At 40.2% G+C, this 24,924-nt stretch carries 30 protein-coding genes; 2 read left to right on the forward strand and 28 right to left on the reverse strand.

Annotated elements, in window-relative coordinates; translation table 11 throughout:
• From TT13_RS03085 to TT13_RS03165, 17 genes are all read right to left on the reverse strand, one after another.
• The gene (locus tag TT13_RS03085) at window positions 1-795 is read right to left on the reverse strand and encodes a hypothetical protein (protein WP_052348520.1); all 795 of its coding nucleotides are present in this window, start codon (window positions 793-795) and stop codon (window positions 1-3) included.
• Between the two features lie 116 nt (window positions 796-911).
• Complete coding sequence (locus TT13_RS03090; protein ID WP_027698630.1) at window positions 912-1,577, reverse strand: ABC transporter ATP-binding protein; 666 nt, start codon at window positions 1,575-1,577, stop codon at window positions 912-914.
• A gap of 14 nt (window positions 1,578-1,591) precedes the next feature.
• A complete protein-coding gene (locus TT13_RS03095; protein ID WP_027698631.1) occupies window positions 1,592-3,028 on the reverse strand; it encodes an ABC transporter permease in 1,437 nt (478 codons plus the stop codon).
• A 156-nt stretch (window positions 3,029-3,184) separates the two neighbouring features.
• Window positions 3,185-3,634: a universal stress protein gene (locus TT13_RS03100; RefSeq protein ID WP_045476512.1), complete on the reverse strand. Its 450-nt coding sequence runs from the start codon at window positions 3,632-3,634 to the stop codon at window positions 3,185-3,187.
• A gap of 109 nt (window positions 3,635-3,743) precedes the next feature.
• Window positions 3,744-4,019 (reverse strand): hypothetical protein, encoded by a 276-nt coding sequence (locus TT13_RS03105; RefSeq protein ID WP_052348521.1) that lies wholly within the window; start codon window positions 4,017-4,019, stop codon window positions 3,744-3,746.
• Window positions 4,020-4,315: 296 nt separating this feature from the next.
• Window positions 4,316-5,605, reverse strand: a complete 1,290-nt coding sequence (locus TT13_RS03110; protein ID WP_027698634.1) for a replication-associated recombination protein A — start codon at window positions 5,603-5,605, stop codon at window positions 4,316-4,318.
• A gap of 11 nt (window positions 5,606-5,616) precedes the next feature.
• Complete coding sequence (locus TT13_RS03115; RefSeq protein WP_027698635.1) at window positions 5,617-6,069, reverse strand: YueI family protein; 453 nt, start codon at window positions 6,067-6,069, stop codon at window positions 5,617-5,619.
• Window positions 6,070-6,080: 11 nt separating this feature from the next.
• Window positions 6,081-6,773, reverse strand: coding sequence for a 5'-methylthioadenosine/adenosylhomocysteine nucleosidase (locus TT13_RS03120; RefSeq protein WP_027698636.1), 693 nt, complete (start codon window positions 6,771-6,773; stop codon window positions 6,081-6,083).
• Window positions 6,774-6,890: 117 nt separating this feature from the next.
• Window positions 6,891-7,175, reverse strand: a complete 285-nt coding sequence (locus tag TT13_RS03125; RefSeq protein ID WP_045476514.1) for a hypothetical protein — start codon at window positions 7,173-7,175, stop codon at window positions 6,891-6,893.
• Window positions 7,176-7,193: 18 nt separating this feature from the next.
• The gene (locus TT13_RS03130) at window positions 7,194-7,748 is read right to left on the reverse strand and encodes an NUDIX hydrolase (protein WP_027698638.1); all 555 of its coding nucleotides are present in this window, start codon (window positions 7,746-7,748) and stop codon (window positions 7,194-7,196) included.
• Window positions 7,738-7,956, reverse strand: coding sequence for a cold-shock protein (locus TT13_RS03135; protein ID WP_027698639.1), 219 nt, complete (start codon window positions 7,954-7,956; stop codon window positions 7,738-7,740). Before TT13_RS03135 ends, TT13_RS03130 begins: the two co-directional genes overlap by 11 nt.
• Before the next feature lie 20 nt (window positions 7,957-7,976).
• On the reverse strand, window positions 7,977-8,336 hold the full coding sequence (locus TT13_RS03140) for a DUF3397 family protein (RefSeq protein ID WP_027698640.1): 360 nt from the start codon (window positions 8,334-8,336) through the stop codon (window positions 7,977-7,979).
• 377 nt (window positions 8,337-8,713) lie between these two features.
• Complete coding sequence (locus TT13_RS03145; protein WP_027698641.1) at window positions 8,714-8,932, reverse strand: hypothetical protein; 219 nt, start codon at window positions 8,930-8,932, stop codon at window positions 8,714-8,716.
• A gap of 288 nt (window positions 8,933-9,220) precedes the next feature.
• Window positions 9,221-9,928, reverse strand: a complete 708-nt coding sequence (locus TT13_RS03150; RefSeq protein WP_027698642.1) for a glucosamine-6-phosphate deaminase — start codon at window positions 9,926-9,928, stop codon at window positions 9,221-9,223.
• Between the two features lie 141 nt (window positions 9,929-10,069).
• Window positions 10,070-12,031 (reverse strand): threonine--tRNA ligase, encoded by a 1,962-nt coding sequence (gene thrS / locus TT13_RS03155; protein ID WP_027698643.1) that lies wholly within the window; start codon window positions 12,029-12,031, stop codon window positions 10,070-10,072.
• A 334-nt stretch (window positions 12,032-12,365) separates the two neighbouring features.
• Window positions 12,366-12,581, reverse strand: a complete 216-nt coding sequence (locus TT13_RS03160; protein WP_027698644.1) for a hypothetical protein — start codon at window positions 12,579-12,581, stop codon at window positions 12,366-12,368.
• A complete protein-coding gene (locus TT13_RS03165) occupies window positions 12,578-14,152 on the reverse strand; it encodes a peptide chain release factor 3 (RefSeq protein ID WP_027698645.1) in 1,575 nt (524 codons plus the stop codon). Before TT13_RS03165 ends, TT13_RS03160 begins: the two co-directional genes overlap by 4 nt.
• A 227-nt stretch (window positions 14,153-14,379) precedes the next feature.
• Here TT13_RS03165 and TT13_RS03170 point away from each other — a divergent pair, with 227 nt between their 5' ends.
• Window positions 14,380-15,180, forward strand: coding sequence for a RecX family transcriptional regulator (locus TT13_RS03170; RefSeq protein ID WP_027698646.1), 801 nt, complete (start codon window positions 14,380-14,382; stop codon window positions 15,178-15,180).
• Window positions 15,181-15,264: 84 nt separating this feature from the next.
• On the forward strand, window positions 15,265-15,816 hold the full coding sequence (gene ntdP, locus TT13_RS03175; RefSeq protein WP_027698647.1) for a nucleoside tri-diphosphate phosphatase: 552 nt from the start codon (window positions 15,265-15,267) through the stop codon (window positions 15,814-15,816).
• Window positions 15,817-15,987: 171 nt separating this feature from the next.
• On the opposite strand, the gene phoU is transcribed toward ntdP, so the two are convergent.
• From phoU to TT13_RS03225, 11 genes are all read right to left on the reverse strand, one after another.
• Window positions 15,988-16,662 carry a phosphate signaling complex protein PhoU gene (gene phoU, locus TT13_RS03180; RefSeq protein ID WP_027698648.1) on the reverse strand — a complete coding sequence of 225 codons (675 nt, stop codon included), beginning with the start codon at window positions 16,660-16,662 and terminating at the stop codon, window positions 15,988-15,990.
• Window positions 16,663-16,693: 31 nt separating this feature from the next.
• Window positions 16,694-17,452, reverse strand: coding sequence for a phosphate ABC transporter ATP-binding protein PstB (gene pstB / locus TT13_RS03185; RefSeq protein ID WP_027698649.1), 759 nt, complete (start codon window positions 17,450-17,452; stop codon window positions 16,694-16,696).
• A gap of 8 nt (window positions 17,453-17,460) precedes the next feature.
• Window positions 17,461-18,288, reverse strand: coding sequence for a phosphate ABC transporter ATP-binding protein PstB (gene pstB / locus TT13_RS03190; RefSeq protein WP_027698650.1), 828 nt, complete (start codon window positions 18,286-18,288; stop codon window positions 17,461-17,463).
• Between the two features lie 14 nt (window positions 18,289-18,302).
• Window positions 18,303-19,193 (reverse strand): phosphate ABC transporter permease PstA, encoded by an 891-nt coding sequence (pstA, locus tag TT13_RS03195; RefSeq protein WP_027698651.1) that lies wholly within the window; start codon window positions 19,191-19,193, stop codon window positions 18,303-18,305.
• A gap of 2 nt (window positions 19,194-19,195) precedes the next feature.
• Window positions 19,196-20,113 carry a phosphate ABC transporter permease subunit PstC gene (pstC, locus tag TT13_RS03200; protein ID WP_027698652.1) on the reverse strand — a complete coding sequence of 306 codons (918 nt, stop codon included), beginning with the start codon at window positions 20,111-20,113 and terminating at the stop codon, window positions 19,196-19,198.
• A 36-nt stretch (window positions 20,114-20,149) separates the two neighbouring features.
• On the reverse strand, window positions 20,150-21,031 hold the full coding sequence (locus tag TT13_RS03205) for a phosphate ABC transporter substrate-binding protein PstS family protein (protein ID WP_027698653.1): 882 nt from the start codon (window positions 21,029-21,031) through the stop codon (window positions 20,150-20,152).
• Window positions 21,032-21,228: 197 nt separating this feature from the next.
• Window positions 21,229-22,185, reverse strand: a complete 957-nt coding sequence (locus tag TT13_RS03210) for a lytic exoenzyme target recognition domain-containing protein (RefSeq protein ID WP_052348522.1) — start codon at window positions 22,183-22,185, stop codon at window positions 21,229-21,231.
• Between the two features lie 428 nt (window positions 22,186-22,613).
• A complete protein-coding gene (locus TT13_RS03215) occupies window positions 22,614-22,793 on the reverse strand; it encodes a hypothetical protein (protein ID WP_027698654.1) in 180 nt (59 codons plus the stop codon).
• 148 nt (window positions 22,794-22,941) lie between these two features.
• Complete coding sequence (locus tag TT13_RS11600) at window positions 22,942-23,064, reverse strand: hypothetical protein (protein WP_278279334.1); 123 nt, start codon at window positions 23,062-23,064, stop codon at window positions 22,942-22,944.
• A gap of 431 nt (window positions 23,065-23,495) precedes the next feature.
• Window positions 23,496-24,518: a GH25 family lysozyme gene (locus TT13_RS03220; RefSeq protein WP_052348523.1), complete on the reverse strand. Its 1,023-nt coding sequence runs from the start codon at window positions 24,516-24,518 to the stop codon at window positions 23,496-23,498.
• Entirely contained in the window at window positions 24,518-24,820 is a 303-nt protein-coding gene (locus TT13_RS03225) for a hypothetical protein (protein ID WP_052348524.1), read from the reverse strand. The genes TT13_RS03220 and TT13_RS03225 overlap by 1 nt, the downstream gene beginning before the upstream one ends.
• Between the last annotated feature and the right edge of the window lie 104 nt (window positions 24,821-24,924).

Below are 24,924 nucleotides of genomic sequence, written 5' to 3' on the forward strand. Positions count from 1 at the left end.
TTATTTACGACCAAACAATGCATGAAAAAAACGTGAAAGCGGTGAACGCTTCTTATGATTTTGTTTTCTAGATCGTTCCATTTTCTCTTCTTGCATATTATGGTTGTCGCGACGAGCTTGACGAGCAATTACTCGTGCAGCAGCCATTTCCTCTTCATCAACAACTGGTTCAACTGCTACTGGCTGTGTGTCTTGTCCAACCAAGCTTGGCTGTGATGCTTGACTAACATAAGCTGCAATAATTTCATCAGTTAAAATTGGGACTGTTGTCGTTTCGGTAGTAACCCCAACGGTAATGTCACCAACACCCTGTTCACCAGTAATTGGATTAGTTGCAATCACATGTAACATGTTGGCTGTCACATTATCGGGAACTTCAATTTCAAATTCGTTATTTTGGTCTGGCACAATATAAATTGGCTCTTTTTTTTCAGCAATCCATAAAACAATCTCAAGTTTTGCTTGATTAACACTACCTTCTAAAAAGCGACGACCACCCCGGGTAGCCAACACCCCAGTTACCACTGGGGTAGGCGCTTTAATCTCAGTCTCAACAATTGACAAAGAATCACTATTTTCTGGCAAAACAGCTGTTACTTTTACCATTCCCTGTGTTATGTGGGCTGGTACCGGAACCAAAAAATCACCGGTTCCATCAACATTAACGTTAATTTTTTGATCATTTGGTAAAGTTACCCTAACAATTGCATGATAGGGTGAAACATGGCCTAAAATTGTTGTGCCACGACTATTTGTTAACGCTGACGCCACTAAGGCGATATTTTCATTACTCATACGCGGTCTCCATCTATTTTCTACTTATTTCATTGTAGCCTTTCTAAGAAAAAAATCCTAATCAGCAAGTGGCTGATTAGGATTTTTGCTAAACTATTTAGACAAACTTATGACTTTTAGGCTTTGACCTGAGTAAACCGCTGTTTTTCTAACAGAATTTTTTTATCAGCTTTCAGCGCTAAGGCTTGATCATGCGTAATCAAAATAACAGTTTTACCATGTTGATGGGCCAAATTCTGAAAGAGTTCAATGATTTTCAAAGAATTATCATGATCTAAATTACCAGTGGCCTCATCGGCTAGCACAATTGGTGCATCCACTGCCAAGGACCGGGCAATCGCCACCCGTTGTTGCTCACCACCAGAAAGTTTTTGTACACTTTTAACCGCTTTTTGCTCATCAATCCCCACTTGGGCTAAAACATCGAATATATATGCTTTATCTTTTGCCCGGCTTGATTGTGTAATTGCGAGTGCCGTTGCTAGGTTTTGGTAGGCTGACATGGTTGTTAATAAGTTGTAGGCTTGAAAGATTGTTGATACTTCATGCCTTCGATAAGCTGTCAAGCCAATTTGCTCAATTGCTTTACCATTAACCGCAATCTCACCGGTGGCAGGTAAGTCAAGGCCCGCTAAGAAGGACAATAAAGTTGTCTTACCAGAACCAGATTCTCCCACAATTGCATAAAATTTGCCATCTTCAAAGGTTAGATTTACATCCCGATATAACGCTTCATCAGGATTAGTATACCAGTGACTTAAATTTTTAACTGTCAATGTCATTAAAAACTTCCTCCTTAATCATCCTGCAATATTTTCTTTGGTTGTAAGCGTAAGATCGTTGAGCTAGCTCCCGCGACCGACAAGACCGCAATCAGTAATGCTACACCACCTAATTCTAAAATAGTTCCTGGTGTGATTACCGTTTGTAAGCTTTGCTTATTAGCTAGGCTGCCACTAATTTGATGGTTATTAAAGCCCTGTCGACCACCGGCTTGCATATTGCCAGGAACTGCTCCAGCACCATTTGTACCCGTCTGATTATTCTGAGCTGCGCTAATCGATTGATTAACTAATTGCTTACCAACAACGCCACTCATTGCTTGTCCAGAAGCAGTCGCAATCCCTAAGCCAATTGCAAGAATTACAATCAATTCGACAAAATATTGACCTAAAATCTTAATTTTACTTTCACCAAGTGCGACTAAGATTCCACTCTCGTGACGCCGCTCGCGAGTCATTAAGATGATGATTAAGCCCAAAATCAAAGCGCCAGCAACTGTCACAACCCAAACAATTTTATTTGCATAACTAGCCACGGTCTGCATTTGCTTAGCTGTCTGCTCATAGGCGGTACTATCAGAAGTTAGTTGCATCTGCTTAGTATTAATGTCCTTCGTAGCGGCCTTAACGAATGCTTGGGTCTTAGATGAATCGGCCATCGTGAAGCTAACGTTTGAGACTTGGTCTGGTGTATTTTTAACGGTATTTACCATTGTATAGTTAGTATAAATTGTATTAGCTGGGTCCCGGAAACTATCAGCACTATCGCTAGTAGTATCAGCGTAAATACCAACCACCTTAAGCTTATAAGTGCTAGTATCATCACTATCATTAGTGTATTTAACCGTCACGGTTGAACCCACTTTCAAATTATTACTCTTAGCTAATTCTTGTGAAATCACAGCATTATTAGAATTTTTGTCACTCGTTTCAATTCCCCGGCCATTTTTAATTTTATTGCTACCGCTAGTAAAATCACTGTTGCCAGCCGTTGTGCTAACACCAGACAAACTGATTGCAGCGTTGTCATTGTTAAACTGACCACCTTGACCACTATTATCACTGGTAATAGCTGAAAAGCCACTCGCTGCAACCTGGGCGGTATTAGTAATGTTATACGAAGCCACATTGGATAGCTGAGCAATCTTTTCAACCGCACTTAAGCTAGTTGTGTACTCAGTCATCTTAGGCCGATTACTACCTGAATTACTTGACGACGATACCGACGACATCTCAGATTGCATGGCTTTAAAAGCGGCCTCCCGATTAGTTGATAAGGTCACAGTCGAACCAACTGAGTTAGTTGCCGTCTTAGCAGCCTGCAATGCTGCGTTTTGAATAATTAAGCCAGTCATTACAAAGAGCAAAATAACAGCGGCGGTAACGATTAATAAAAGTGTTCGCCCTTTTTTTGCCCATAGAGTAATGCCTGCACGTTTGATAAAGTTCATTCACTTCACCTGGCTTTCTATGAATTTATATCTTGTATAAACAATATCGCTAGAACCTTTGTCGGTACTTAATAGAAGCTTACCGATTACTTAAGTTACTTTTCAAAAAAAATAAGCAAGGCCAAAGCCTTGCTCATCAAGATAAATTTATATTAATTATTTAGCACGTACAATCAAAGTATCAATCTTAGATGTCCGGGTTACATACTCAGTTACCGAACCGATTAGTAATCGCTCAATGGCATTTAACCCCGTTGCACCAATTACAATCAAATCTGCGCCAAACTTCTCTGGAGCTTGGTGAGCAATTACATCTTTAGGTGAACCATACTCAATTGAATAATCAACGTTTACCAAACCCTCTTGCTTAGCGTCTTCTAGATAGGCTTGCAGAGTCTTTTCAGCTGTTGCTGAAACTTGTTCAACCATCGTTGTCCGGAAATCAGCGACATTTTGGAAGGCCCGCGTGTCGATGACATGCAAAATATGCAATGATGCTCCGTCACCATTTCGCTTAACAACTGAAATTGCCTTTCGTAACGCAGCTTCAGCTTCCTTAGAACCGTCAACTGGTACTAAAACGTCCTTGTAGTTCAACTCATCCATAATCAAGCCTCCTAAAATCGTTCTTATATAATATAAGTTAATTATACAACTGATTCATACTTTCCAAAAGGAAGTTTCAGCGATGCTTTCATGAATTTTTTATGATAGCCTATTTAAACATCCGTTGACTAATTGAAACTGCCATGGCGGTTGTCAATAGCGTACCAACAATTACAAAGAGCGTCGTTGGTAGTGGGGCATCTCTATAAATTGCACTTGAAACTAAGATTGCCAATGCCGTTAGTAATAACAAACTACCGTAAATACTTGGGACTAAGCCTAATTTTTCGGCTGATAAGCCAAATAAATTATGGCGATGGCGCAATAGATAAACCGCCAAAATCAAAATAATGCAGGCAAAGAGCCCAAAAACAAAAACAATCATCATCAATCTCCTTAATCTGCAAAAGAAAACCTCACGATAGGCTTAACCTATCGTGAGGTACGAACACTTGCTTAACGCCGTTGGTTTTTCAACAAAAATGGCTCCAAGTTTATGGACGTGGGTAATTAAGCTGATTCTCACTCATACTAGTAACCTAGTGTATCTGCAAGAACCACCCGCCCTCCCCTAGAAGTTGGTTGTAAAGCATTTATTGTATAGGTGAAATTCTCGTACGTTCAAGTAATTCGTCTGAGATAATTATACACGTTTTTAGTGTAAATTATAAGCATTAGGCCTTACTTTTTACGTAACCCTGCCTGCTGTCCCTGATGTAATTTTTGATAACGTTCGAGGTAAGCTGACTCAACTTTTGAATTTCCCTTTGCTTGCCAATATTGTCGATCTTTGATTCGATCTGGCAAGTATTGTTGGGCAACCCAATCACCCTGATAATCGTGTGGGTAAATATAGTCAACGCCATGATTAAGCTTAGCGGCACCTTTATAGTGTGCATCCTTTAAATGATCTGGAATTACCCCTGCTTTGCCTTGCCGAATATCGGCCAAGGCTGCGTCAATTGCTAAGTAAGCCGAATTTGATTTTGGTGATAAAGCTAATTCGATTACTGCATTAGCTAAAGGAATCCGGGCTTCTGGAAAGCCCAAGCGCTCGGCAGCTTGAATCGCGGTAATTGCGCGGGCTGCTGCCGCAGGATTAGCTAAACCAATATCTTCATAAGCAATTACGGATAACCGTCGCATAATGCTTGGCAAGTCGCCGGCTTCAATTAGGCGTGCAAGGTAATGCAAGGCGGCATCTGTATCCGAACCCCGAATCGACTTTTGTAAGGCTGAAACAACATCATAATGCCCGTCTCCATCTTTATCAGCCGTCAACGCCTTTTGCTGTACGGTTTCTTCAATAATTGGTAAATCAATCTTAATTTTGCCATCACTATCTGCTGGTGTTGATCTAACCGCTAACTCCAAACCATTTAGTGCTGAACGCAAATCACCATTAGTTGCATAAACCAATTGATTCATTGCCGCAGGTGCTAAATCAACTTGATAGCTACCCAAGCCCCGCTTTTCATCAGTTAAAGCCCGCTGAATTGCTAACTTCACCTCATCCTCAGCAAGGGGTTTTACTTCAAAAATCTGTGCTCGGGATCTAATCGCCGGATTAATTGTGATATAGGGATTCTCAGTTGTCGCCCCAATCAAGACAATCGCGCCTGATTCGAGATGAGGCAATAAAAAGTCTTGTTTAGTTTTATCCAGACGATGAATTTCATCTAACAAAAGGACCACGGTCCCCGACATCTTTGCTTCAAGGGCAATTTGCTGTAACTCTTTTTTCCCATCAGTAGCAGCATTTAGCATACGAAAGGCATATTTAGTCGAACCAGCAATTGCAGAAGCAATTGATGTTTTTCCGGTCCCAGGTGGGCCATACAAAATCATTGATGAAAGCATCTTTGCTTCCACCATCCGCCAAATTATCTTGCCTGGGCCAACTAAGTGTTGCTGTCCAACAATCTCATCAATATTAGTTGGCCGCATGCGATATGCTAAAGGTTGCTGCATCCTATCCCCTTCTATTTACCGAATAACCGGTCATACCAATGGGCTTTTTTGCTTGGCGCTTTCGTTTCTTCTACCAACTTTACCTGATCTTCAATGGCAATATCTTTGATATTCACCGCCTCATGCGCAGTCAAAACTACGGCAAGATCTTTAGGCTCAGTATGGTAGGCTGCATCAGTCACCAAAGTAAAGGCCACACCATAGTAACTAGCCAGTTTAATGTATTTATTAACCAAATCAATGGGTAAATTACCATTAATTAATAAGGTTGCATCTTCATGGTCTAACAAGCTACGTTCCCAGAGTGGTAAATAGTCAGCTTGACCAAAAGTCGCCACCGTCTGTGTCATATATACCCGTTCACGAAAGGTCCCCAAATAATGCCGCTTTTCGTCAGGATTAAGCTGTTTCTTCCCATATATTCCATTCTGTAAGTGCGGATCAAGCCCCTCTAACTCACTCATTTAAACTCCCCCTATTGTGCTTTGAAAAACTTTACTAGAACTTCAGCTGATTGTCGACCAGCTTCAACGATAAATTCATCAAAGGTTAGTCCAGCTTCTCCATTAGCATTATCTGAGATTGCACGGACTACTGCAAATGGAATATCAAAATAATGGGCCGTCTGCGCAATTGCAGCCCCTTCCATTTCAGCCGACTGGGCCTCAGAAAAATGGGTTAGAATTGCTTTTTTCTGTTCATCACTAGCAATAAAAGAATCACTGGTAATAATCAAGCCACGCTCAACTTTGGTATTCAAATCGTTTTTAAATAGCTCAACTAAAGCTTTTGATAAACCTTCATCTGCCTGGTAACGGGCAGGTTGCTGTGGTACTTGCCCATAAGCATAGCCAAAAGCACGGGCATCTGCATCCGCATAGGCTAATTCACTGGCAACTACTACATCCCCAATCCGCAAATCTGCTCCAAGCGCGCCGGCAGAACCAGAATTAATCACCAAATCAACGGCAAAATTAGTTAATAACAATGTCGTTGTAATTGCAGCTGCAACCTTACCAATTCCAGCTTCAACAATGACCACATCTACACGGCCGATTTTACCGTGATAAAAAACCTTACCAGCAATCACCGACTGTTTTTGTTCATCCATTGCTGCAACTAGTGCGGTCATTTCCTCTGGCATTGCATTAATAATTCCGTATTGCATAAATACTCCTTTTTTATCCTAAAAGTTGCTCCACAACTTTCCCAAAATTCATTAAACCACCCAGCTACTAGTAAAATACTAGCAAGCCATAACTTATATTTGACCGGTTACTAAGCCTTATAAGAAAAATAAAATGAGGTAGACGAAGATAATCGCTACCAATAAAATAATAATCGCTAAATTTAAACGATGTTTTAACCTTAGCCGTTTCCCCTCTACGGTCAACTTACGCGTTACCGGGTCCAAAGGATACTTACCTTTGTCGGTTGCTTTAAATTCATGACGGGTCAAAACACGATCAGTTGGCTGCTCATCACCACTTAAACGACTGATTCGGTGCAAGGTATCCTCAACTGGTTCCTCGCTTTGAGGCGTCTTTTTAGACCAAAATTTTAATTTCATAGGCACCTGCCAACCTTTTTAGCCCTGGATGGTTTTCCAATATAGATAAGCCATCACCGTTTTTGCATCATTCATTTGACCATTTTCAAACAATTCAGTTGCCTTAGCAAAGTCCCAATAAACTAATTCAATTTCTTCATCATCATCTTGGGGTAGTGCTTGCTTAACTGGACTAAGGTCAGTTGCTAAATACAAAGTCATCTTTTCATCTGAAAAACCAACTGAAGTGTAAAATGTGGTGATTTCACGCAAATTACCGGCTTCCAACCGAGTTTCTTCATTTAATTCACGCTTAGCTGCATCTAAAGTATTCGTATCTCGACTATCAAGCTTACCGGCTGGAACTTCATAAGTTACTGCTTGAATTGGTGCACGCCATTGACGCTCAACAATCATTTGATTTTCTGCGGTTAGCGCTAAAATAGCAATTGCACCACTATGGTAAACAATTTCACGAGTTGATTGACGCCCATCAGGTAACTCAACTGTTTGTTCTGTTACACGGATAATTTTCCCTTGAAATTTATCGTTTTCGCTCAAAACTTTCTCAGCAAATTCAGCCTCATCCTTCATCAGTAACCACCTCAACTCCTGCTGCTTGCGGACCACGAACCCCGCTCACAATCATCAATTTAACCTCACTACCTGGGAGTAAGTCCCGTACACCCGCACTCTCAATTCCTGAAAAATGTACAAAGACATCATCTTCATTTTTTACTTCAATAAAGCCAAAACCCTTTTCACTATTCCAGGTTTTAACAATTCCATCAATTTTTTGCATTATAGACCTCATTTTCTAACTTAAATTACGCTAATTATTGCTAAGATACATAGTAGGCCAAAAGAAGCTAAGCTCATCAAACGCCACCAAATCTTGAAAAAGTAGCGAAAGGTAAAGCGTTGTGATACAAAGCCCTGCCATAATGCAATACCCATTCCCCAGAAAGTAAAGACTAATAGTAGGGGACTCAATATGTCACTATGCCAACTTTGAAAACTAATACTTTGGATTACCCACAAAAATATTGGCAATAAAAGGTCGAAACTCTTAATCCGGCGTTTTAGCTGGTGCCGTAAGAAACTCCTTCGACCAAACAATAAAAATAACCAAAAGACACTCAAAATTATGATTGAGTTTGGCCAAGTGACAAACGTAAACATGTCGCCCCCCTTTTGACTTCTTTATCCATTATACCCAGAAATAACTTAATTTTCATTTAATCATATATTCTAATAGTAATTATTATTTAAAGGTGCATATCACACCGCCCCCTGTGTCATAAGTCGATTATCTGTTATAATGGTTGCAATATTAGGAAAAGAGATGCTTTCATGGCGAAATATAGTAAAAAGAAAAGTTCTCCCCTACAAATTATCATCCGAATATTTGTAATCTTTATGCTTTTCTTATCCCTGTCAGGGATTTTCATTATGTTATTCCAGGTTTTCCAATAAAGCCTGACCGACATTATCCAGCAAAATACCTTAACACGTAAAAAGGGAACATCACCATGATGTTCCCTTTTTTTGGCCAATACTTAACCAAGCGTAATCGTACTAATATTCATTACTGTGTATGAAATGTCATACTTATCTTGACGATCAAACTGGCCCTTTAAGACCAACTTAGCTTCAGCCAATTCACTAGATGATGGCATTGCCTCAGTTGACTCAATAGTCACTGTCCGATAGCGCCAATCTGTTGTTGTCCCATCGTTAACTTTAAATCCTAAAGTAAATAAGTGTTGATAAGTCATTTGAGTACTCCTCTTAACATGTTTTTCCTATTTTAGCCCAAACCCTAAAGGCCTGTCTATACTCAAAGCAATAAAAATCAACCAGAAAACCGTAATTTTGACCTAATTCATCTGTTTTTTCATATGATAATCATGATAATTTTTAATTATGACAATAAAAAACGCCACTATAACTGGTTAGGTCATAGCGGCTAAGAGAGAGAAAGAGAATTGGTTGTGTATAGGTTTAACCCCTACGAGTATTATTGTACGATATTGTTCAATATAATTCAAGCGTCGGTGCTCAAATTAATTATTTTTAAGTTTGCTGGCGGCGGCATCATCGATAATTACAATTACATCCGGGTGATTTTGTAGTGCACTTGCTGGTACGGCTTCCGTAACAGGCCCCTCAATCATAGCGGCAACAGCATCAGCTTTGGCTGCACCATAAGCCATAATTAAAATTTGTTGGGCTTGCATAATCGAAGCAATCCCCATTGAATAAGCAAAATGAGGTACCTCAGCTTCATTTGCAAAGAAACGCGCATTTGCTTGAATTGTTGATTCAGTCAAGCTTACCTCATGCGTTTGCGTTGAAAAAGCCGTACCGGGTTCATTAAACCCAATATGTCCATTTTGACCTAAACCTAGCAATTGTAAATTAATTGGATTGTCCGCAATAATTTGGTCATAGCACTTTGTTTCACTAGCTGCTGGTGCCAAACCATCAGGTACATAACTCGCTTTAAAAGGCTTTTTGCTAAAAAGATGCTCATTCATAAAATAGTGATAGCTTTGTGGGTGATCAGCTGCCAACCCTTTATACTCATCAAGGTTTATCGATGTTTTCTCACTCAAATCAAGATCTGAATTAGTTATTTCATCATAAACACTGATTGGTGTTGATCCAGTTGCCAACCCAAAGACCTGTGCTCCTTGTGCTAAAGCATCTGCAAAAACTTTAAACCCAGCCTTGCCCCCCGCAACCTGATCTTTAACCCGAATAATCTTCATCATGCTTAATCCCTCGTTTCTTCTAATTGGTATAGACCAAATTATAGACCAATTCCTAGACCAATTCAAGTATTCTAAGCCTAAATTTGTAAATATCCAAAAAAAAGAAATGAACAACTAAGTGTTCATTTCTTTAAAGTTTTATTCAGCTGCTTGCTCTACTGGTCGTGAGTAATTAGCAACATCGGCATGCAATGCTGCGTAGAAGTCATCAAGTGACATAACTTGCGTATCAGTTGAACCAAAACGACGTACGGTAACGGAACGGCTATTAACCTCTTCATCACCAATTACAAGCGTGTAAGGTACACGATCCTTAGCACTTTCACGAATCAAGTAGCCTAGCTTTTCATTCCGGCCATCATAATCTGCCCGGAAATTCTCTGCTACCAAATGGTCAACAATTTCATGTGCATAGTCAGCATGTGCTTCACGATTAACTGGGATTACACGAACTTGATGTGGCGCCAACCAAGTTGGGAAGGCTCCCTTATACATTTCAGTCAAGTAGGCCGTGAAACGCTCCATCGTTGAGATAACACCACGGTGAATCATCACTGGGCGATGCTTTTCACCATCAGCACCAACATATTCAAGCTCAAACTTCTCTGGCAAAAGGAAGTCAAGTTGGATTGTTGATAGTGTTTCCTCACCACCAAGGGCCGTCTTAATTTGAACATCAAGCTTTGGACCATAAAAGGCGGCCTCACCCTCAGCTTCAAAGTAATCCAACTCCATGTCGTCCATAACGTTCTTCAACATTGCTTGTGAGCGTTCCCACATCTCATCATCGTCGAAATACTTTTCAGTATTCTTAGGATCACGGTATGACAAACGGAAACGGTAGTCAGAAATGTTGAAATCAGCATAGACATCAATCATCAAATCCAAGATTTGCTTAAATTCGTCCTCGATTTGGTCAAGCGTTACGAACGTGTGACCATCATTCAAAGTCATTTCACGCACACGGGCCAAACCAGTAAGCGCTCCAGACTTCTCATAACGGTGCATCATACCTAATTCAGCAATTCGTAGTGGTAACTCACGATATGAACGTGGTACGTGCTTATACACTTGAATGTGAGATGGGCAGTTCATTGGGCGTAGCTCTAAGAATTCGCCATCGCCCATGTCCATTGGTGGGAACATATCATCTTGATAGTGATCCCAGTGGCCAGATGTCTTATATAGTTCAAGGTTTGACAAGACTGGTGTATAGACATGTTGATAACCTTTTTGTAGCTCACGGTCAACAATGTAACGTTCCAAAGTTCGACGAATTGCAGCCCCGTTTGGTAGCCAAACTGGTAGTCCTGACCCAACTTCTTGGCTCGTGAAGAACAAATCCATATCCGCACCAATCCGGCGGTGGTCACGTTCCTTGGCTTCCGCCCGCCGTTGTAGTTCAGCATCTAGATCTGCCTTAGTCCAAAAAGCGGTTCCATAAATCCGTTGTAGCATTTGGTTATCAGACTTACCACGCCAGTAAGCCCCAGCGACTGATGTCAACTTGAAGAACTTAATCCAACCAGTTGAAGGGACAAGTCCCCCACGGTCCAATTCAACGTGTTCCCCTTGTACTGCCACTGTAATATGTTCATCAGCTGGCAAATCATTGATCAATTCAATCTTAAATGGATCATCTTTGAACATTTCCAAAGCTTCCGCCCGCGTAATTTCATGCGAAACAATTGGTAGATTTTCATCAACAATTTTTTTCATCATGGCTTCAATTTCTGGGAATTGTTCAACTGAAATCTGATTACCATCTGCATTATCAGTATCATAATAGAAGCCATTATCAATGGCTGGGCCGACCCCAAAGTGCATATTGGGGTATAAACGCTTTAATGCCTGTGCAAGTAAGTGCGATACTGAGTGCCGTAACAATTGTAGACCTTCAGCGTCATCTTTGGTAATTAGGGCAAAATCACCATCTGTTTTGATGGCATCATTCATTCCAACGTATTGACCGTTCAACTTGGCTGATACGGCTTTTTTAGCTAGGGACTTAGAAATCCCCGTTGCAATTTCTAGTGGGGTTGTCTCGGCTGGAAATTCCTTGACTGCGCCATCAGGAAAAGTAATTTTTACATCTGCCATAATGTTCTCCTTAACAATTTAGTGACTAATTTTAACGTTAATAAAAACGTCCCATTGCACAAAAATGCAACGGGACGTTTACACGTGGTACCACCCGAATTTGCAGGATATAAACATCCTACCTCTTCACCCCTTAACGCGGGAAACGAAGTTGTTTCGACAACTCACTTCAGAAGTAGTACCGATCAATCACAAAGGTCTGCTTACACCAATCCAGACTCGCTTAACACTTGTTTGATTCATCAACATGTCTTCATCAACGTTTTTATATAATTTTAAGTATACTCACCTAATTAAAAAAAAGAAAGTAGTAAATTACTACTTTCTAGAAATTTTAGTAGATTATTAGCATCATCAAAGCGACTACTAATACATATACAATATACAAGCCAAAGAGCCAGTGGAGTGCGTTAAACAACTTTGGATATGAATGTAGCAAGGTATGGCCTGCAAAATATAGACCAGTTGGTAGCACAAGAACTGCGGCAATCGCCTCAAAGCCCAATGACCAAGCCCCCGAAAATGGAAGTAATGATAATATCATACTCATAGTTTTGTCTCCAATTCTACATCAGGATACTTATCCTTGAACCAACGTTCAGCAAAAGCATTTTCAAACAAAAATACTGGTTCGCCATTACGGTCACGCACCAAGAGGTTTCGTGATGATGCCATTCGTGAATCAAGTTGATCTGGATTAACCCAGCGCGCTGTCTTAGCGCCCATAGCTTCAAGCGTAACTTCCGTATTATATTCATTTTCCATTCGGAACTGGAAAACTTCAAACTGCAACTGACCAACCGCTCCTAGAATGTACTCACCTGAATCCCAAGCAGTATACATCTGAATCGTACCTTCTTGTACCAGTTGGGTTACACCCTTATGGAAAGACTTTTGCTTCAAAACATTCTTTGCTCGTACGCGCATAAAAGTTTCTGGCGTAAAGGTTGGTAGTTCTTCGAACTCTAATGCTTTTTTACCAGCATAGATTGTGTCCCCGATTTGGAAATTACCGGTATCATAGATACCAATAATATCGCCCGGATAAGCATTTTGCACATTCTCTCTTGAATCCGCCATAAATTGCGTCACATTTGATAGGCGCAACTTCTTATTTAAGCGTTTGAGTGTTACATCCATACCACGTTCAAATTCACCTGACACAATACGCACAAAGGCAATCCGGTCACGATGGTTTGGATCCATATTTGCTTGAATCTTAAAGACAAAGGCTGAGAATTGTGGATTAGCTGGTTCAACTAACGTACCATCAACCGTCTTTTTAGCAACTGGTGCTGGCGCATAATCCATGTAGGTCTCAAGAAAGGTCTCAACTCCGAAATTCGTAAGCGCTGAACCAAAGAAAACTGGCGTCAACTCACCACGCAAAATAGCGTCCTCATCAAATTCATTACCAGCATCTTGTAATAGTTCAACTTCATCCTTTACTTCATCCCAGAGTGGATTAGTTTGTAAGGCATTAGCAGCTGCCAACTCATCACCAGCAGCAGCATCCAATGGAAGGAAACGCTTTGCACCGTCTGCTGGCCGATATAATTCAACCCGTTTATGATATAAATCATACAAGCCAGCCAAAATTTTTCCTGAACCAATTGGCCAGTTCATTGGATAGGCTTGGATACCCAGTGTTGATTCTAGTTCATCGACCAAATCAATTGCTGGCCGGCCATCGCGATCTAACTTATTGAAAAAAGTAAAGATTGGAATGTGCCGCTCTTTAACAATTTCAAATAATTTCTTAGTTTGTGGCTCAATACCCTTGGCAGAATCAACGACCATGACAACTGAATCCACCGCCATCAGCGTTCGATAGGTGTCTTCTGAGAAGTCCTCGTGCCCTGGTGTGTCCAAAATATTGATGCGCTTATCACCAAAATCAAATTGTAAGACTGATGATGTAACCGAAATACCACGCTTTTGTTCGATTTCCATCCAATCTGACTTGGCAAAGTTCCCCTTGCGCCCCTTAACAGTTCCTGCTTCTCGCACAACCCCACCAAGTAAAAGCATTTGCTCCGTGATTGTTGTTTTACCGGCGTCAGGGTGCGAAATAATCGCAAACGTTCGTCTAGTTTGCAGCTCTTCTTCTAAATTTGCCATCTTAATGCGCCCTTAATATCTTAAAGTAATCTTATTTTTCTTAACAATTTAGTATATCTAATTTCCGCTTTCTTAACAAGGCTCTGCCAGCACTTTTGTTGGGGCGCCCTAGCTGAACAAACCCCTTTGTACCCAAGTTTTTTCTCTTAATTTACTAATTAAAATAACAGTAACTGACTTGCTTATCGGATAAATTAACTTTAAACTTAAATCCAGGAGTAATTATTATGAAAAAAGTAACTCGTGTTAGTCAACAGCGACGGCCTGGACGCTACAATATTTATTTAGATGATGAATTTGCCTTAGCCGTTGATGAAAAAATTCTAATCCAATTTGATCTTTTCAAAGGGACCGAAGTTGATGACGAAATGCTCGAAGAAATCCAAATGGCTGAATTTGAGCAAAAAGCCTACATTAAAGGGCTCACACTAGCCACGGGGCGCTTAATTGCTAAAAAACAACTCGTTTTGAAACTTAAAAAAGCTGAGTTTCCAAATGATATTATTTATCGGGTGATCAACCGCCTTGAAGAGGCTGGTATCTTAAATGACCAAGCCTTTGCAGAAGCTTATGTTGCAGTTAGTTCAAGCAATGGAAAGTTAGGTCCGCGTGGTATCATGCGCAAATTACGTTCTTTTGGCGTTGACTCTGATGTAATTGCTGAGGCCATGGAAAGTTATGTTGATGAGGACCAAGATGAACACATCGTACAACAGGTCAATCAACTATTTGCAAAATACCAAGGTCAATCGCAATTTATGGCCCGCCAAAAGGTTAGTCAAAAACTGATTCAGAATGGCTTTGATAGTGACCGTTTCGAACCAATCATTCAAGACTATTTGGCTGAATTGGACAGTGATGACAAAGCTGACATTGAATGGGCTAACTTAGACCGTGAAGCCCAAAAGGCCGCTGACCGTTATGCCCAGTACACTGGCTGGGATTTCACACGCCGTTTTAAAAGGGCTTTATTCCGGCGCGGCTTTCGGGCTGATTTGATTAACAAATGGCTTGAAGAAAACAAGTAGGATGTCTCCCGCTTGGTAAACTTTGTGTGGTACAATTTAAGACGATACTCGGTTTTATGCTGCAGAAAGGCTCAATATAATATTATGAAAGATGGTCGTTTACCTCGCGAAGGTGATTTCATTACGATCAAGAGCTACAAGCACGACGGCAGCCTCCACCGAACATGGCGTGACACAATGGTCCTAAAGACCAGCGAGAACGCAATTATCGGGCTTAATGACCATACCCTCGTTACCGAAGATGACGGCCGACGTTGGGTTACGCGTGAGCCTGCAATTGTATACTTTCATCGTAAATATTGGTTCAATATTATTGCGATGATTCGAAATAATGGTGTTTCTTATTACTGCAACTTAGCGTCACCCTTTGTCTTGGACAAGGAAGCTTTAAAATACATTGATTATGACCTTGATGTTAAAGTCTTTCCTGATGGTGAAAAGCGCCTCCTTGATACAGATGAATATGAGTTGCACAAAGAACAGTGGCAATATCCGAGTGATATTGATTTTATTGTCAAAGAACACGTTAAAATATTGGTGGATTGGATCAACACACAGGAAGGTCCATTTTCGCAAGCATATGTCGACTTGTGGTTCCGACGTTATCAAGAAATCAAACGCCGTGATGATCGTTAAACATAGCTGGGCTCATCTACCAGTCAAAGATAAAAGCTAGTACATCATATGGTGCACTAGCTTTTTTATTTCAAAAAATAAGAGGCTAGAACAAAGACCTTTATAAGGGTTTTGTTCTAGCCTCTTATTAGAAGCGGTTTACTTTAATTCTTTGTTTTTCATTAACACGCGTTAGATAAACGATGACTTACCTGGGTTTAATTCGACAATCTTACCCGTCCGCTTATAAATAATCCACTCAGCAATATCCGTTACATAGTCTGAGGTTCGCTTTAAGTAGCCACCAATGACTAAGTAATCGGTTGAGCTTGTAACTAACTCAGAATCGGCTTTCATGCTCTCAATTACAAGGTCACGAATTTTGGCGGTCCGTTGAGAAACATCCAAAGCAATTTCTGCCAAGGTTTGTGAACCACGGGCATCATCATTCACATAATAAGTCAAAACTTCTGAAACCATCTTGGCAACAACTTCACCCGTTGAACCAATTAGTTCTTCAATTTCAGGTACCCGCTTGGTACCCTTAATGGCAATTGTTGATAAAGCAATGTTACGGGCGTTATCGCCTATGCGTTCTAGCACTGAAACGGCCTTTAAAATGGTTACAATTTCACGTAAATCAGTGGTAACTGGTTGGTACAAAGCAATCATTTCAAATGTTTTCTTCTCTAAAGCAATCTCTCTTTGGTTAATTGCTTTATCATCCTCAATAATCCGCTCCGCTGCTTCACGATCATGGTCCAAAAAGGCCTGAACAGCTTCATGTAAACGTTCAGCAACTAATAGCCCCATCTCCTTAAAAGATGTATCTAAATCTGCTAATTCTTCATCAAATAGTCGACGCATAGTGAACCCCTTTTGTATATTTATTTATATTTTACCCGAAACGGCCGGAAATGTAATCTTGTGTTTCTTGTTGATCTGGATCAAGGAAAATTTTCTTGGTGTTATTAACTTCGATTAGATTGCCATTCATAAAGAAGGCTGTCCGGTCAGAAATACGTGAAGCCTGGGACATTGAGTGCGTTACCACAATCAAGGTGTACTTATCACGAATATCTAGCAAAGTATTTTCAACTAAATGGGCTGAGACTGGATCTAAGGCCGAAGTCGGTTCATCCAGTAATAAAATTTCGGGTGAAGTTGCTAAAGCACGAGCAATCGAAACCCGCTGTTGTTGTCCACCAGATAATGATAGAGCCGACTTATGCAAAGTATCTTTAACTTCGTCCCAGACAGCCGCTTGCTTTAGTGAAGTCTCAACGATTTCATCAAGTTCAGCCTTGTTATGCATACCTGAAATTCGTAAACCAAAGGCAACATTATCGTAAATTGAAAATGGAAATGGATTGGGTTGTTGAAAGACCATCCCAATTTGTTTACGCAGTTCAACTTTATCAGTGCTTGGCGAATAAATATCCGCTCCTTTGAATAGAAATGTACCGTTGACCGTTACATTATCAGTTAAATCGTGCATCCGATTTAGGGCCCGCAAATAAGTTGATTTTCCAGAACCAGATGGGCCAATTAAGGCCGTAATTCCATACTGATCATAATCCAGATTAATCCCGTGTAAGGCCTCTTTTTTCCCATAATATAAACGGACATTTTCTGTTGTTAATATCTTATCTGTCATCTTAACCCCTAACCAAAGTTTCCATTCACATAATCAATTGTTCGCTGTACCTTAGGCCGTGTGAAAATCTTACGTGTCAAATCATATTCAACGACCTTCCCCATGTGGAAGAAGGCGGTGTAATCGGAGATTCGGGCGGCTTGTTGCATATTATGCGTAACAATAATAATTGTGTAATCATCTTTGAGTTTCAACAAGGTATCTTCAATTTTAGATGATGAAATTGGATCCAAAGCTGAAGCAGGTTCATCTAGCAAAAGAATATCTGGCTTCATGGCCACTGCCCGGGCAATGACCAAACGTTGCTGTTGCCCACCAGATAGCGCTAAGGCTGATTTATTTAAATCATCTTTAACTTCATCCCAGAGGGCTGCTTGCTTTAATGAAGTCTCAATTAGTTCATCTAAGGTTGCTTTATCCCGGATACCATGTTGCTTTAAAGCAAAAGTAATATTTTCATAAATTGATTTAGCAAATGGATTCGGCCTTTGGAAAACCATGCCAATATGCTTACGCATCTCATAAACATCAATATCTGATGAATTTATATCAAGTCCCCGATAGATAATTTTACCGTCAACTCTGGCAACGGCATCATTCATTCGATTCAAAGAACGTAAGAAGGTTGACTTACCTGAACCAGAAGCACCAATTAAAGATGTAATCTTAAACCGTTCAAATTTTAAATCAGCGTCTTGTAACGCTAATTTGTCACCACCATAATAAACTGCTAAATCATTCGTCGCCAAAGCGACTTCATGCTTAGTTTCGTCCATTTCATAGATGTAACGTTCTGGCATTTCATCATTAAAAACCAGTTGTGTCGTTTCAGTCATTTCTCACAGACCCCTTATTTTGATGCTGTTAAGCGACGATACAAAACTTTTGAGAAGTAACGTGCCGCAAAGTTGAACAATAACACTGCAATAATTAAGACCGCTGATGCACCAGCAGAAACTGCGGCGGCATCTGGCATAATTCCTTCTGAGTTAACCTTCCAAATGTGCACCGCCAAAGTTTCAGCTGGTCGCATAAGGTTTAATGGGCTGGAAACGTTAAAGGGATTCCAGTCAGTCCAATTCAACGCTGGTGCTGATTGACCCGCAGTATAGATTAAGGCAGCGGCTTCACCAAAGACCCGACCGGCTGAAAGCACAACTCCGGTAACAATTGATGGCAAGGCAGCTGGCAAAATCACATGTCCCACTGTGGTCCATCGCGACAAACCTAAAGCTGAACCGGCTTCTCTTTGTAAATCAGGAATTGTCCGTAAAGACTCTTCAACTGAACGAGTTAGCAAAGGTAAGTTAAAGAAGGTTAAGGCAACCGCACCAGATAGGATTGAAAAGCCTAATTTGAATTGAACCACAAATAAAAGGAAACCAAACAAACCGACAACCACCGAAGGTAATGATGATAAAATTTCAATCGCAGTTCTAACCAAGCCAGTTACATAGCTCTTAGGCTTAGCATATTCGTTAAGATAAATACCAGCGCCCAAGGCAATTGGTAATGAAATAACCATCGTTAATAATAATAGATAAATTGAATTAAATAGTTGAATTCCAATTCCCCCACCCGCTGTAAAGGCGGTCGCTGGCGCCGTCAAGAAATGCCATGATAGATGAGGCACACCTTGTACTAGGATATAACCGAGCAGCGCTGCTAAAATTAAAATTACTAAGCCCGCAATGATATATAAAACAATCGTTGCAATCTTATTTGCTGTTTTCGCCTTCATGCTTAGATGGCTCCTTTCTTACCAATTGCCCGCACAACCAAATTAAAGAACAGTGACATCATCAAAAGAATTAAGGCCAAAGACCAAAGCGCATTATTTGGTAAAGTTCCCATGACAGTATTACCAATTCCTTGGGTCAAAACTGATGTTAGTGTCGCTGCTGGTGATGTTAAGTCCTTTGGCATCAAGGCTGCATTACCAACCACCATTTGTACGGCCAAAGCTTCACCAAAAGCCCGCGCCATTCCAAAAACGATAGCGGTCAAAATTCCAGGAGTTGCTGCCCGCAAAATCACCTTATAAATCATTTGCCAACGTGTTGATCCTAGAGCCAAGGCTGACTCGCGATAGTGACGTGGTACTGATTTCAAAGTATCGACGGTCATTGAAGTAATTGTTGGTAGAATCATCACAAACAAGACAAGTGACCCGGCCAAGATTCCAAACCCTGATCCACCAAAGATTGACCGCATTACCGGTACGATTACAGATAAACCAATAAAACCATAAACAACGGAAGGAATTCCAACTAATAGTTCCGTTACTGGACCTAGAATTTTAGCGCCACGTTTGGGTGAAATTTCAGTCATAAAGATGGCTGTTCCAATTGCAAAAGGTGTTGCAATTAAAGCTGATAACAAGGTTACCAAAAATGAGCCAACAATCATTGGAGCTGCCCCAACCATTTGGTGACCGGCTTTATCAAGCTGACCAGGCGCCCAGTGTGAGCCAGTCAAAAATGACCAAAAATTAACTTTATCAACAAAAAAAGTTGCTAGACCCTTAGTTGCCACAAAGTAGAAAATTGATAGCACAACTAAGACGATTAATGCAAGGGCTGACAATGACAAATAACGTCCGAACTGTTCAACTTTACTTGCCTTAGATTTTTTTAAAAGCGATTCACGGATTTCATCCATGTTCGATACTCCTCTTCTTATTCATCATCATTAAAACTAGTTATTTGGTTGTAAGTGGGTTAATTTTCCATCCGCTGATCGCTCGACCTGCATATCATGAATTGAGATATAACCTAATTGCGGTACCAAAGTTGATTGAATTTTTGGTGAGACTAAATATTGTAAAAAGTTTTTAACTGCACCCTTAGGTTGGCCCTTAGTGTAGATATGCTCATAAGACCAAATTGGCCAAGCGCCAGTTTCAACATTGGCATTCGTTGGCTTTATACCATTTAAGGTTGGTACATCAACCGTCTTATCTAAGTAAGAAAAGGCGGCATACGAGATTGCACCAGGGGTTGAACTAACAATCGAGCGAACCATTCCTGAAGAATCTTGCTCTTGGGCTTCGGCCGATTGTGCACCGTTTAACCCCCACTTTTCAAAGGTTGCACGGGTTCCCGAACCAGCAACCCGGTTAACTAGGACAATTGGTAGGTCATTTCCACCAACTTCACGCCAGTTTGTAACTTGTTTCGTAAAGACTTTCGTTAGTTGTTCAGTTGTTAAATTTTTAATGCCAGCTGCCTTATTAACTAAAGGCGCCACACCAACTACGGCAATTCGGTGATCAACCAAATTTTTTGCATTGATGCCGGCTTTTTCTTCGGCAAACAAATCTGAGTCACCTAAGTCAACAGCCCCGGCTTGAATTTGCGCCAAACCAGTACCAGTTCCGCCACCCTGTACATTTATAAAAACACCAAAGTTCTCTGCTGCAAACTGCTCACCAGCCGCTTCTACTAAGGGCTGTAGGGCAGTCGAACCAACTGCTGTAATATTTGTGCCACTTTCTTTACTCCGGTTAGAGTATCCAAAAGCTAATAGGCCCCCAGCAATTAGGACAATTGCTGCGCTTATTAACCAACTGCGCTTCATACGAACGCCTCCTATTTTTATCTCAACTACTATTAACTATTATCCCTTGTGAATGTAAAATTTTTGACGGGGTTATGTAAATCTTTTCTTTACATTCCAGCTCTTTGGCAAGTTTCTTTAAATTAATCCAACAAAAAAGCGCATGCTTACAAATAAATGTACGCATGCGTCGTTTAATTTTTAATTATTTTTACCGACTAGGCAATTTCTTTTAAATAACTAGTTAAGACCCAGAAACCATAACCGGCATTGTAACCTACTGGCACAATGAAACTATAACTTTGTTTATTAGTTGCATTAATATTTTGACTAGTGATTACAAAATTAACGTTAAAGCGGAAATATGAACCAACTTGAATGATTTGATCGTCAGTCTTATGTTCACCAGTGCTATCGTATTCATCAACCAAAGCGGTTGGTACACCGTTATTGGCCCAAGTAAATTGGTCTGCACCACCAACTAGGACATAGCTAGCTAATTGGTCAATACCGCCACTAGAAACAACTGCATCCGCAATAAATAGATTACCCTTTTGTTCATCATCATTGCGATAGGGCGCTACCGTTGCGCCAACAACAATACCCTTGTCCGGCTTAGGTTGACTAGCAGTTCCATTAAAGACATCCTGCTTTAATTGCTCATACGATACACCCCAACTAGCTAAGAATGGCAAAGGATCAACGTGATCAGAACCATGCCCCGTTGCTGACGCATAGTTATGTGTCTTAATTCCTGGTGTAGCACTAGTATCTAGGGTGAAATCCGTCAACCCAGCTTCCACTGCCAATTGCCGTGTCAACTCAATGTAGATTTGATAAGCAGCAAAGAATTGTTCCCGATTAGTGATAGAACCTTCTGCAAATTCAATGGCTGCATATGCTTCCCAATTCCAATCACCGCCAACATCATAAGCACCACCATTGGTTGCCATCACTTGCCAAGCTTCGGCTTGCTTAGTCTTGGGATTCCAGCCAACAATGTGCGTATAGTTGGCCGACTCATAATTTGTTGCTAAATAATTCTTTTCACCCTCAAGTGAATCAGTAATGTTTCCCGTCGAATGTAGATGAACTTGTTCAAAAGGTGGTTTTGCGTGCCCCTCATCTAATGCGGGCCGTCCAGGTACTACAATATGCTCAATTACTTCAACCATGATAAAAATCTCCTTAATAATGTATGTTGTTGATCAACACATTTATAGTACGATGCTTTAATTATCACTAACTTTTCAATTCACAGTCGATTTAAGCTCAATTACTGTGCAGCAAGCTTGCACTTCATAAACTCGAGCGGTTAATTGATATTTAAGCTATCAACAAACACAAAAAAGGCCTGTTTCATTTGTAACACACTTTAGTACCTCTAAACGCCGATATATCAACATCGAAATCCGTTGTATTATGCAAAGGACTCACTAAAGGACTCACTACTTTTTGTAAGTAAAAAGCATCTGAATCTCATTAGAAATTCAAATGCTACCTAATATAAATAGATTCTAAAATAACCCTCATCGAATAATGTCGTCATTCTATCTTGAATGGCGTTTTTTATTCTATACGGTAATTAAAAAATACATATAACTTAATCAAGTCCTTGTTCTCTATCCTTAATTAATTGTTTTAACTCTACAAGGTCTTCCTTTGTTGCTAAATTACGAATAAAAGAACGTGCATAACTCCGATATTGTAGAAACTTCGCCCGTTCTTTATTTTGACTTTGCCAACGTTTATTACGTTCCGTTTGTGTACTCTTCTCTGTCATGACTTTACCAACCCAACGATCAATGTAATTATTTGAATAATTATCATAAGCATAAGTAGTTTTTCTGTTCTATTAAGTTTTTTCATAAATGTGTGTTAATATGGATACACCAAAGAAGGTCATTGCTGACCTTTCTTTGACAAGAGCCCTATTCAAGCAACTCTTTGATAAATGCGAGTAGTGAGATTCCAACTCCGACTAACGCTAATTTATCTGACCTTGACCAAGGCTCTTTTTGTTTGCGCTTGGCATGCTTAGGCTTGTATCTCATATCCTCCTCCTTTCTATATATTAATAATACTATATATAGTACAAAAAGTCAACACTTTTAGGCAAATTAGTTTAATTAAATTTATATATTCTCATTATCGATATTACCATCATACAAGTTTTCTAAAATTTTACCACTAACAGCGATAAACGTTGATATATAGCTATTTAAATTCTCTAAATTTCAAAATATATTGTTGCGATAAATTATGATATATACTTTTGTATGTAAAAACAAAAAAGCCTCACCAAGTAGAAATTAATCTACCTAGTGAGGCTTTTCTTACTGATTAAAATGGGCGTACTAATCAGCTGTTGTTTATTCAATTGCACTTAGGAGTATGCTGTGAATTTTAAGTAGTTGGGTTGCTACTAAACATATGGTAATCCTAGTTGCTTAACTCAAGTTTAAACTGGTCAAATTCGACTAGTTTAAATCTTAGTAAGCGTTGTAGCATCTAACCAAAGTGTACCATATCCGTCTGTATCAACCTTAACGCCATTTGATTCAGCATTGACTTCTAAGACCGTCCACGGCTCTGCCTTCTTGAACTTAGCATATGAGCCTACTTGTAAGACTTGGTCTTGTCCTTCAGCGGATAAAGTCCCAACAGTTACTTCATCAACAATTGCTGCTGGCACACCGTTATTTTCCCAATTAGCATCATTTCCACCAGCCAACTCATAAGAAATGAATTGCCAGAAATCATGTACCATCTTCAATTCGTCAACCCGATAAATTTGGTCAGTAAAACTAAAATTATCACCAACGTTTAATACCTGGTCTACAACCTTATTTAGTTGTGGTTGAGGACCGTTATTAATATCTGGGTTAGCTATGTCCTTACCGGCGAACTTGTGCCAGGCGTCGGCATCCATGTAGGCAATGTCTAAGTCCAGATTACCAGCGTAACCATTCAAAGCACCACTTGAACTATATTGGAACAATGCTGGTTGTCCCCAAGCTCCCCAACCGGTGTCATCAGTCCATGGGTCGCTAAGATAGCCTGTCCGGGCATAATTAGCGTATTGAGCAGCCCACAAGCCATAATCTGGCGCTACAGCCGACCAATCCATTTGATTAATCGTGCACTTTGACATGTAAATCAATGGTGCAACACCCGTTAGCTCCTTAACACGGTCTAAGAATACCTTAGCCCCATTCGAGCCAAGAGCTAATCCACCAGCCTCGAAGTCTAACACTAGCACTGCTTCACCAACATAGCCGCCAACATTATTAACAAAGAACTCTGCTTGTGCTCGTGGATCATCAGCTGTCATAAAGTGATAAACACCTAATAGTTTACTTGCTGCCTTTGCTTGTTGATAATGTTGGTCAGCTACAGGGTTAATGTAATTAAGCCCCTCCGTTGCCTTTACGATAACAAAATCTGCACCAATTACCCCTACATTTAAGTCTGCTTGATAATTTGAAATATCAATACCATTTAACATTATGCTTCCTCCTTAATAGTCTTGTTTGCCTTTAGCAATACTGCTTGAATTTGTGCATCAGAAAAGCGCCCCTGCAAATTATTTGCTGCGAGGCGCTTTTGAATAAATGTTGTGGCTAAGTTAATGTTTTCGCCAGCTTGATTATCGGCCCAAGTAATTGCTTGTTGGGCCCATGTTGCTAGCATTAACAAATTCTGATTCTTGGTATGTGCTTTAATTGCCTTTATTGCAAATAAAGCAACAGCCGTTAGCATTCCGCTGTTATATAGAAAGAATAATATATCAGTTAGATTATTTTTCACTTTCAGTCTCCTTAAATTCTAGTGCATAAATACGCTTCTCATGATTATCCAATCGCTCATCAGTAGTATGTTCAAGTTGCTCAAATTTACCGCTTAATCTATCC

This window comes from Weissella oryzae SG25, assembly GCF_000691805.2.
GTDB classification, from domain to species: Bacteria; Bacillota; Bacilli; order Lactobacillales; family Lactobacillaceae; genus Weissella; species Weissella oryzae.

Bases quoted from the DNA above. Each gene is read 5' to 3' on its own strand.
- pstB (WP_027698650.1), bottom strand. From the start codon at position 18,288: ATGACTGAAACGACACAACTGGTTTTTAATGATGAAATGCCAGAACGT.
- TT13_RS03090 (WP_027698630.1), bottom strand. From the start codon at position 1,577: ATGACATTGACAGTTAAAAATTTAAGTCACTGGTATACTAATCCTGAT.
- TT13_RS03095 (WP_027698631.1), bottom strand. From the start codon at position 3,028: ATGAACTTTATCAAACGTGCAGGCATTACTCTATGGGCAAAAAAAGGG.
- TT13_RS03135 (WP_027698639.1), bottom strand. From the start codon at position 7,956: ATGCAAAAAATTGATGGAATTGTTAAAACCTGGAATAGTGAAAAGGGT.
- TT13_RS03145 (WP_027698641.1), bottom strand. From the start codon at position 8,932: ATGACTTATCAACACTTATTTACTTTAGGATTTAAAGTTAACGATGGG.
- TT13_RS03215 (WP_027698654.1), bottom strand. From the start codon at position 22,793: ATGACAGAGAAGAGTACACAAACGGAACGTAATAAACGTTGGCAAAGT.
- TT13_RS03115 (WP_027698635.1), bottom strand. From the start codon at position 6,069: ATGAGTGAGTTAGAGGGGCTTGATCCGCACTTACAGAATGGAATATAT.
- pstA (WP_027698651.1), bottom strand. From the start codon at position 19,193: ATGAAGGCGAAAACAGCAAATAAGATTGCAACGATTGTTTTATATATC.
- TT13_RS11600 (WP_278279334.1), bottom strand. From the start codon at position 23,064: ATGAGATACAAGCCTAAGCATGCCAAGCGCAAACAAAAAGAGCCTTGG.
- TT13_RS03100 (WP_045476512.1), bottom strand. From the start codon at position 3,634: ATGGATGAGTTGAACTACAAGGACGTTTTAGTACCAGTTGACGGTTCT.
- TT13_RS03105 (WP_052348521.1), bottom strand. From the start codon at position 4,019: ATGATTGTTTTTGTTTTTGGGCTCTTTGCCTGCATTATTTTGATTTTG.
- TT13_RS03125 (WP_045476514.1), bottom strand. From the start codon at position 7,175: ATGAAATTAAAATTTTGGTCTAAAAAGACGCCTCAAAGCGAGGAACCA.
- TT13_RS03085 (WP_052348520.1), bottom strand. From the start codon at position 795: ATGAGTAATGAAAATATCGCCTTAGTGGCGTCAGCGTTAACAAATAGT.
- TT13_RS03150 (WP_027698642.1), bottom strand. From the start codon at position 9,928: ATGAAGATTATTCGGGTTAAAGATCAGGTTGCGGGGGGCAAGGCTGGG.
- TT13_RS03165 (WP_027698645.1), bottom strand. From the start codon at position 14,152: ATGGCAAATTTAGAAGAAGAGCTGCAAACTAGACGAACGTTTGCGATT.
- thrS (WP_027698643.1), bottom strand. From the start codon at position 12,031: ATGGCAGATGTAAAAATTACTTTTCCTGATGGCGCAGTCAAGGAATTT.
- TT13_RS03120 (WP_027698636.1), bottom strand. From the start codon at position 6,773: ATGCAATACGGAATTATTAATGCAATGCCAGAGGAAATGACCGCACTA.
- TT13_RS03110 (WP_027698634.1), bottom strand. From the start codon at position 5,605: ATGCAGCAACCTTTAGCATATCGCATGCGGCCAACTAATATTGATGAG.
- pstC (WP_027698652.1), bottom strand. From the start codon at position 20,113: ATGGATGAAATCCGTGAATCGCTTTTAAAAAAATCTAAGGCAAGTAAA.
- phoU (WP_027698648.1), bottom strand. From the start codon at position 16,662: ATGCGTCGACTATTTGATGAAGAATTAGCAGATTTAGATACATCTTTT.
- TT13_RS03220 (WP_052348523.1), bottom strand. From the start codon at position 24,518: ATGTTAAATGGTATTGATATTTCAAATTATCAAGCAGACTTAAATGTA.
- TT13_RS03205 (WP_027698653.1), bottom strand. From the start codon at position 21,031: ATGAAGCGCAGTTGGTTAATAAGCGCAGCAATTGTCCTAATTGCTGGG.
- TT13_RS03160 (WP_027698644.1), bottom strand. From the start codon at position 12,581: ATGAGTATGATATTATCATTACTTCCATTTTCGGGGGCTTGGTCATTG.
- TT13_RS03210 (WP_052348522.1), bottom strand. From the start codon at position 22,185: ATGGTTGAAGTAATTGAGCATATTGTAGTACCTGGACGGCCCGCATTA.
- TT13_RS03170 (WP_027698646.1), top strand. From the start codon at position 14,380: ATGAAAAAAGTAACTCGTGTTAGTCAACAGCGACGGCCTGGACGCTAC.
- pstB (WP_027698649.1), bottom strand. From the start codon at position 17,452: ATGACAGATAAGATATTAACAACAGAAAATGTCCGTTTATATTATGGG.
- TT13_RS03130 (WP_027698638.1), bottom strand. From the start codon at position 7,748: ATGAAGGATGAGGCTGAATTTGCTGAGAAAGTTTTGAGCGAAAACGAT.
- ntdP (WP_027698647.1), top strand. From the start codon at position 15,265: ATGAAAGATGGTCGTTTACCTCGCGAAGGTGATTTCATTACGATCAAG.
- TT13_RS03140 (WP_027698640.1), bottom strand. From the start codon at position 8,336: ATGTTTACGTTTGTCACTTGGCCAAACTCAATCATAATTTTGAGTGTC.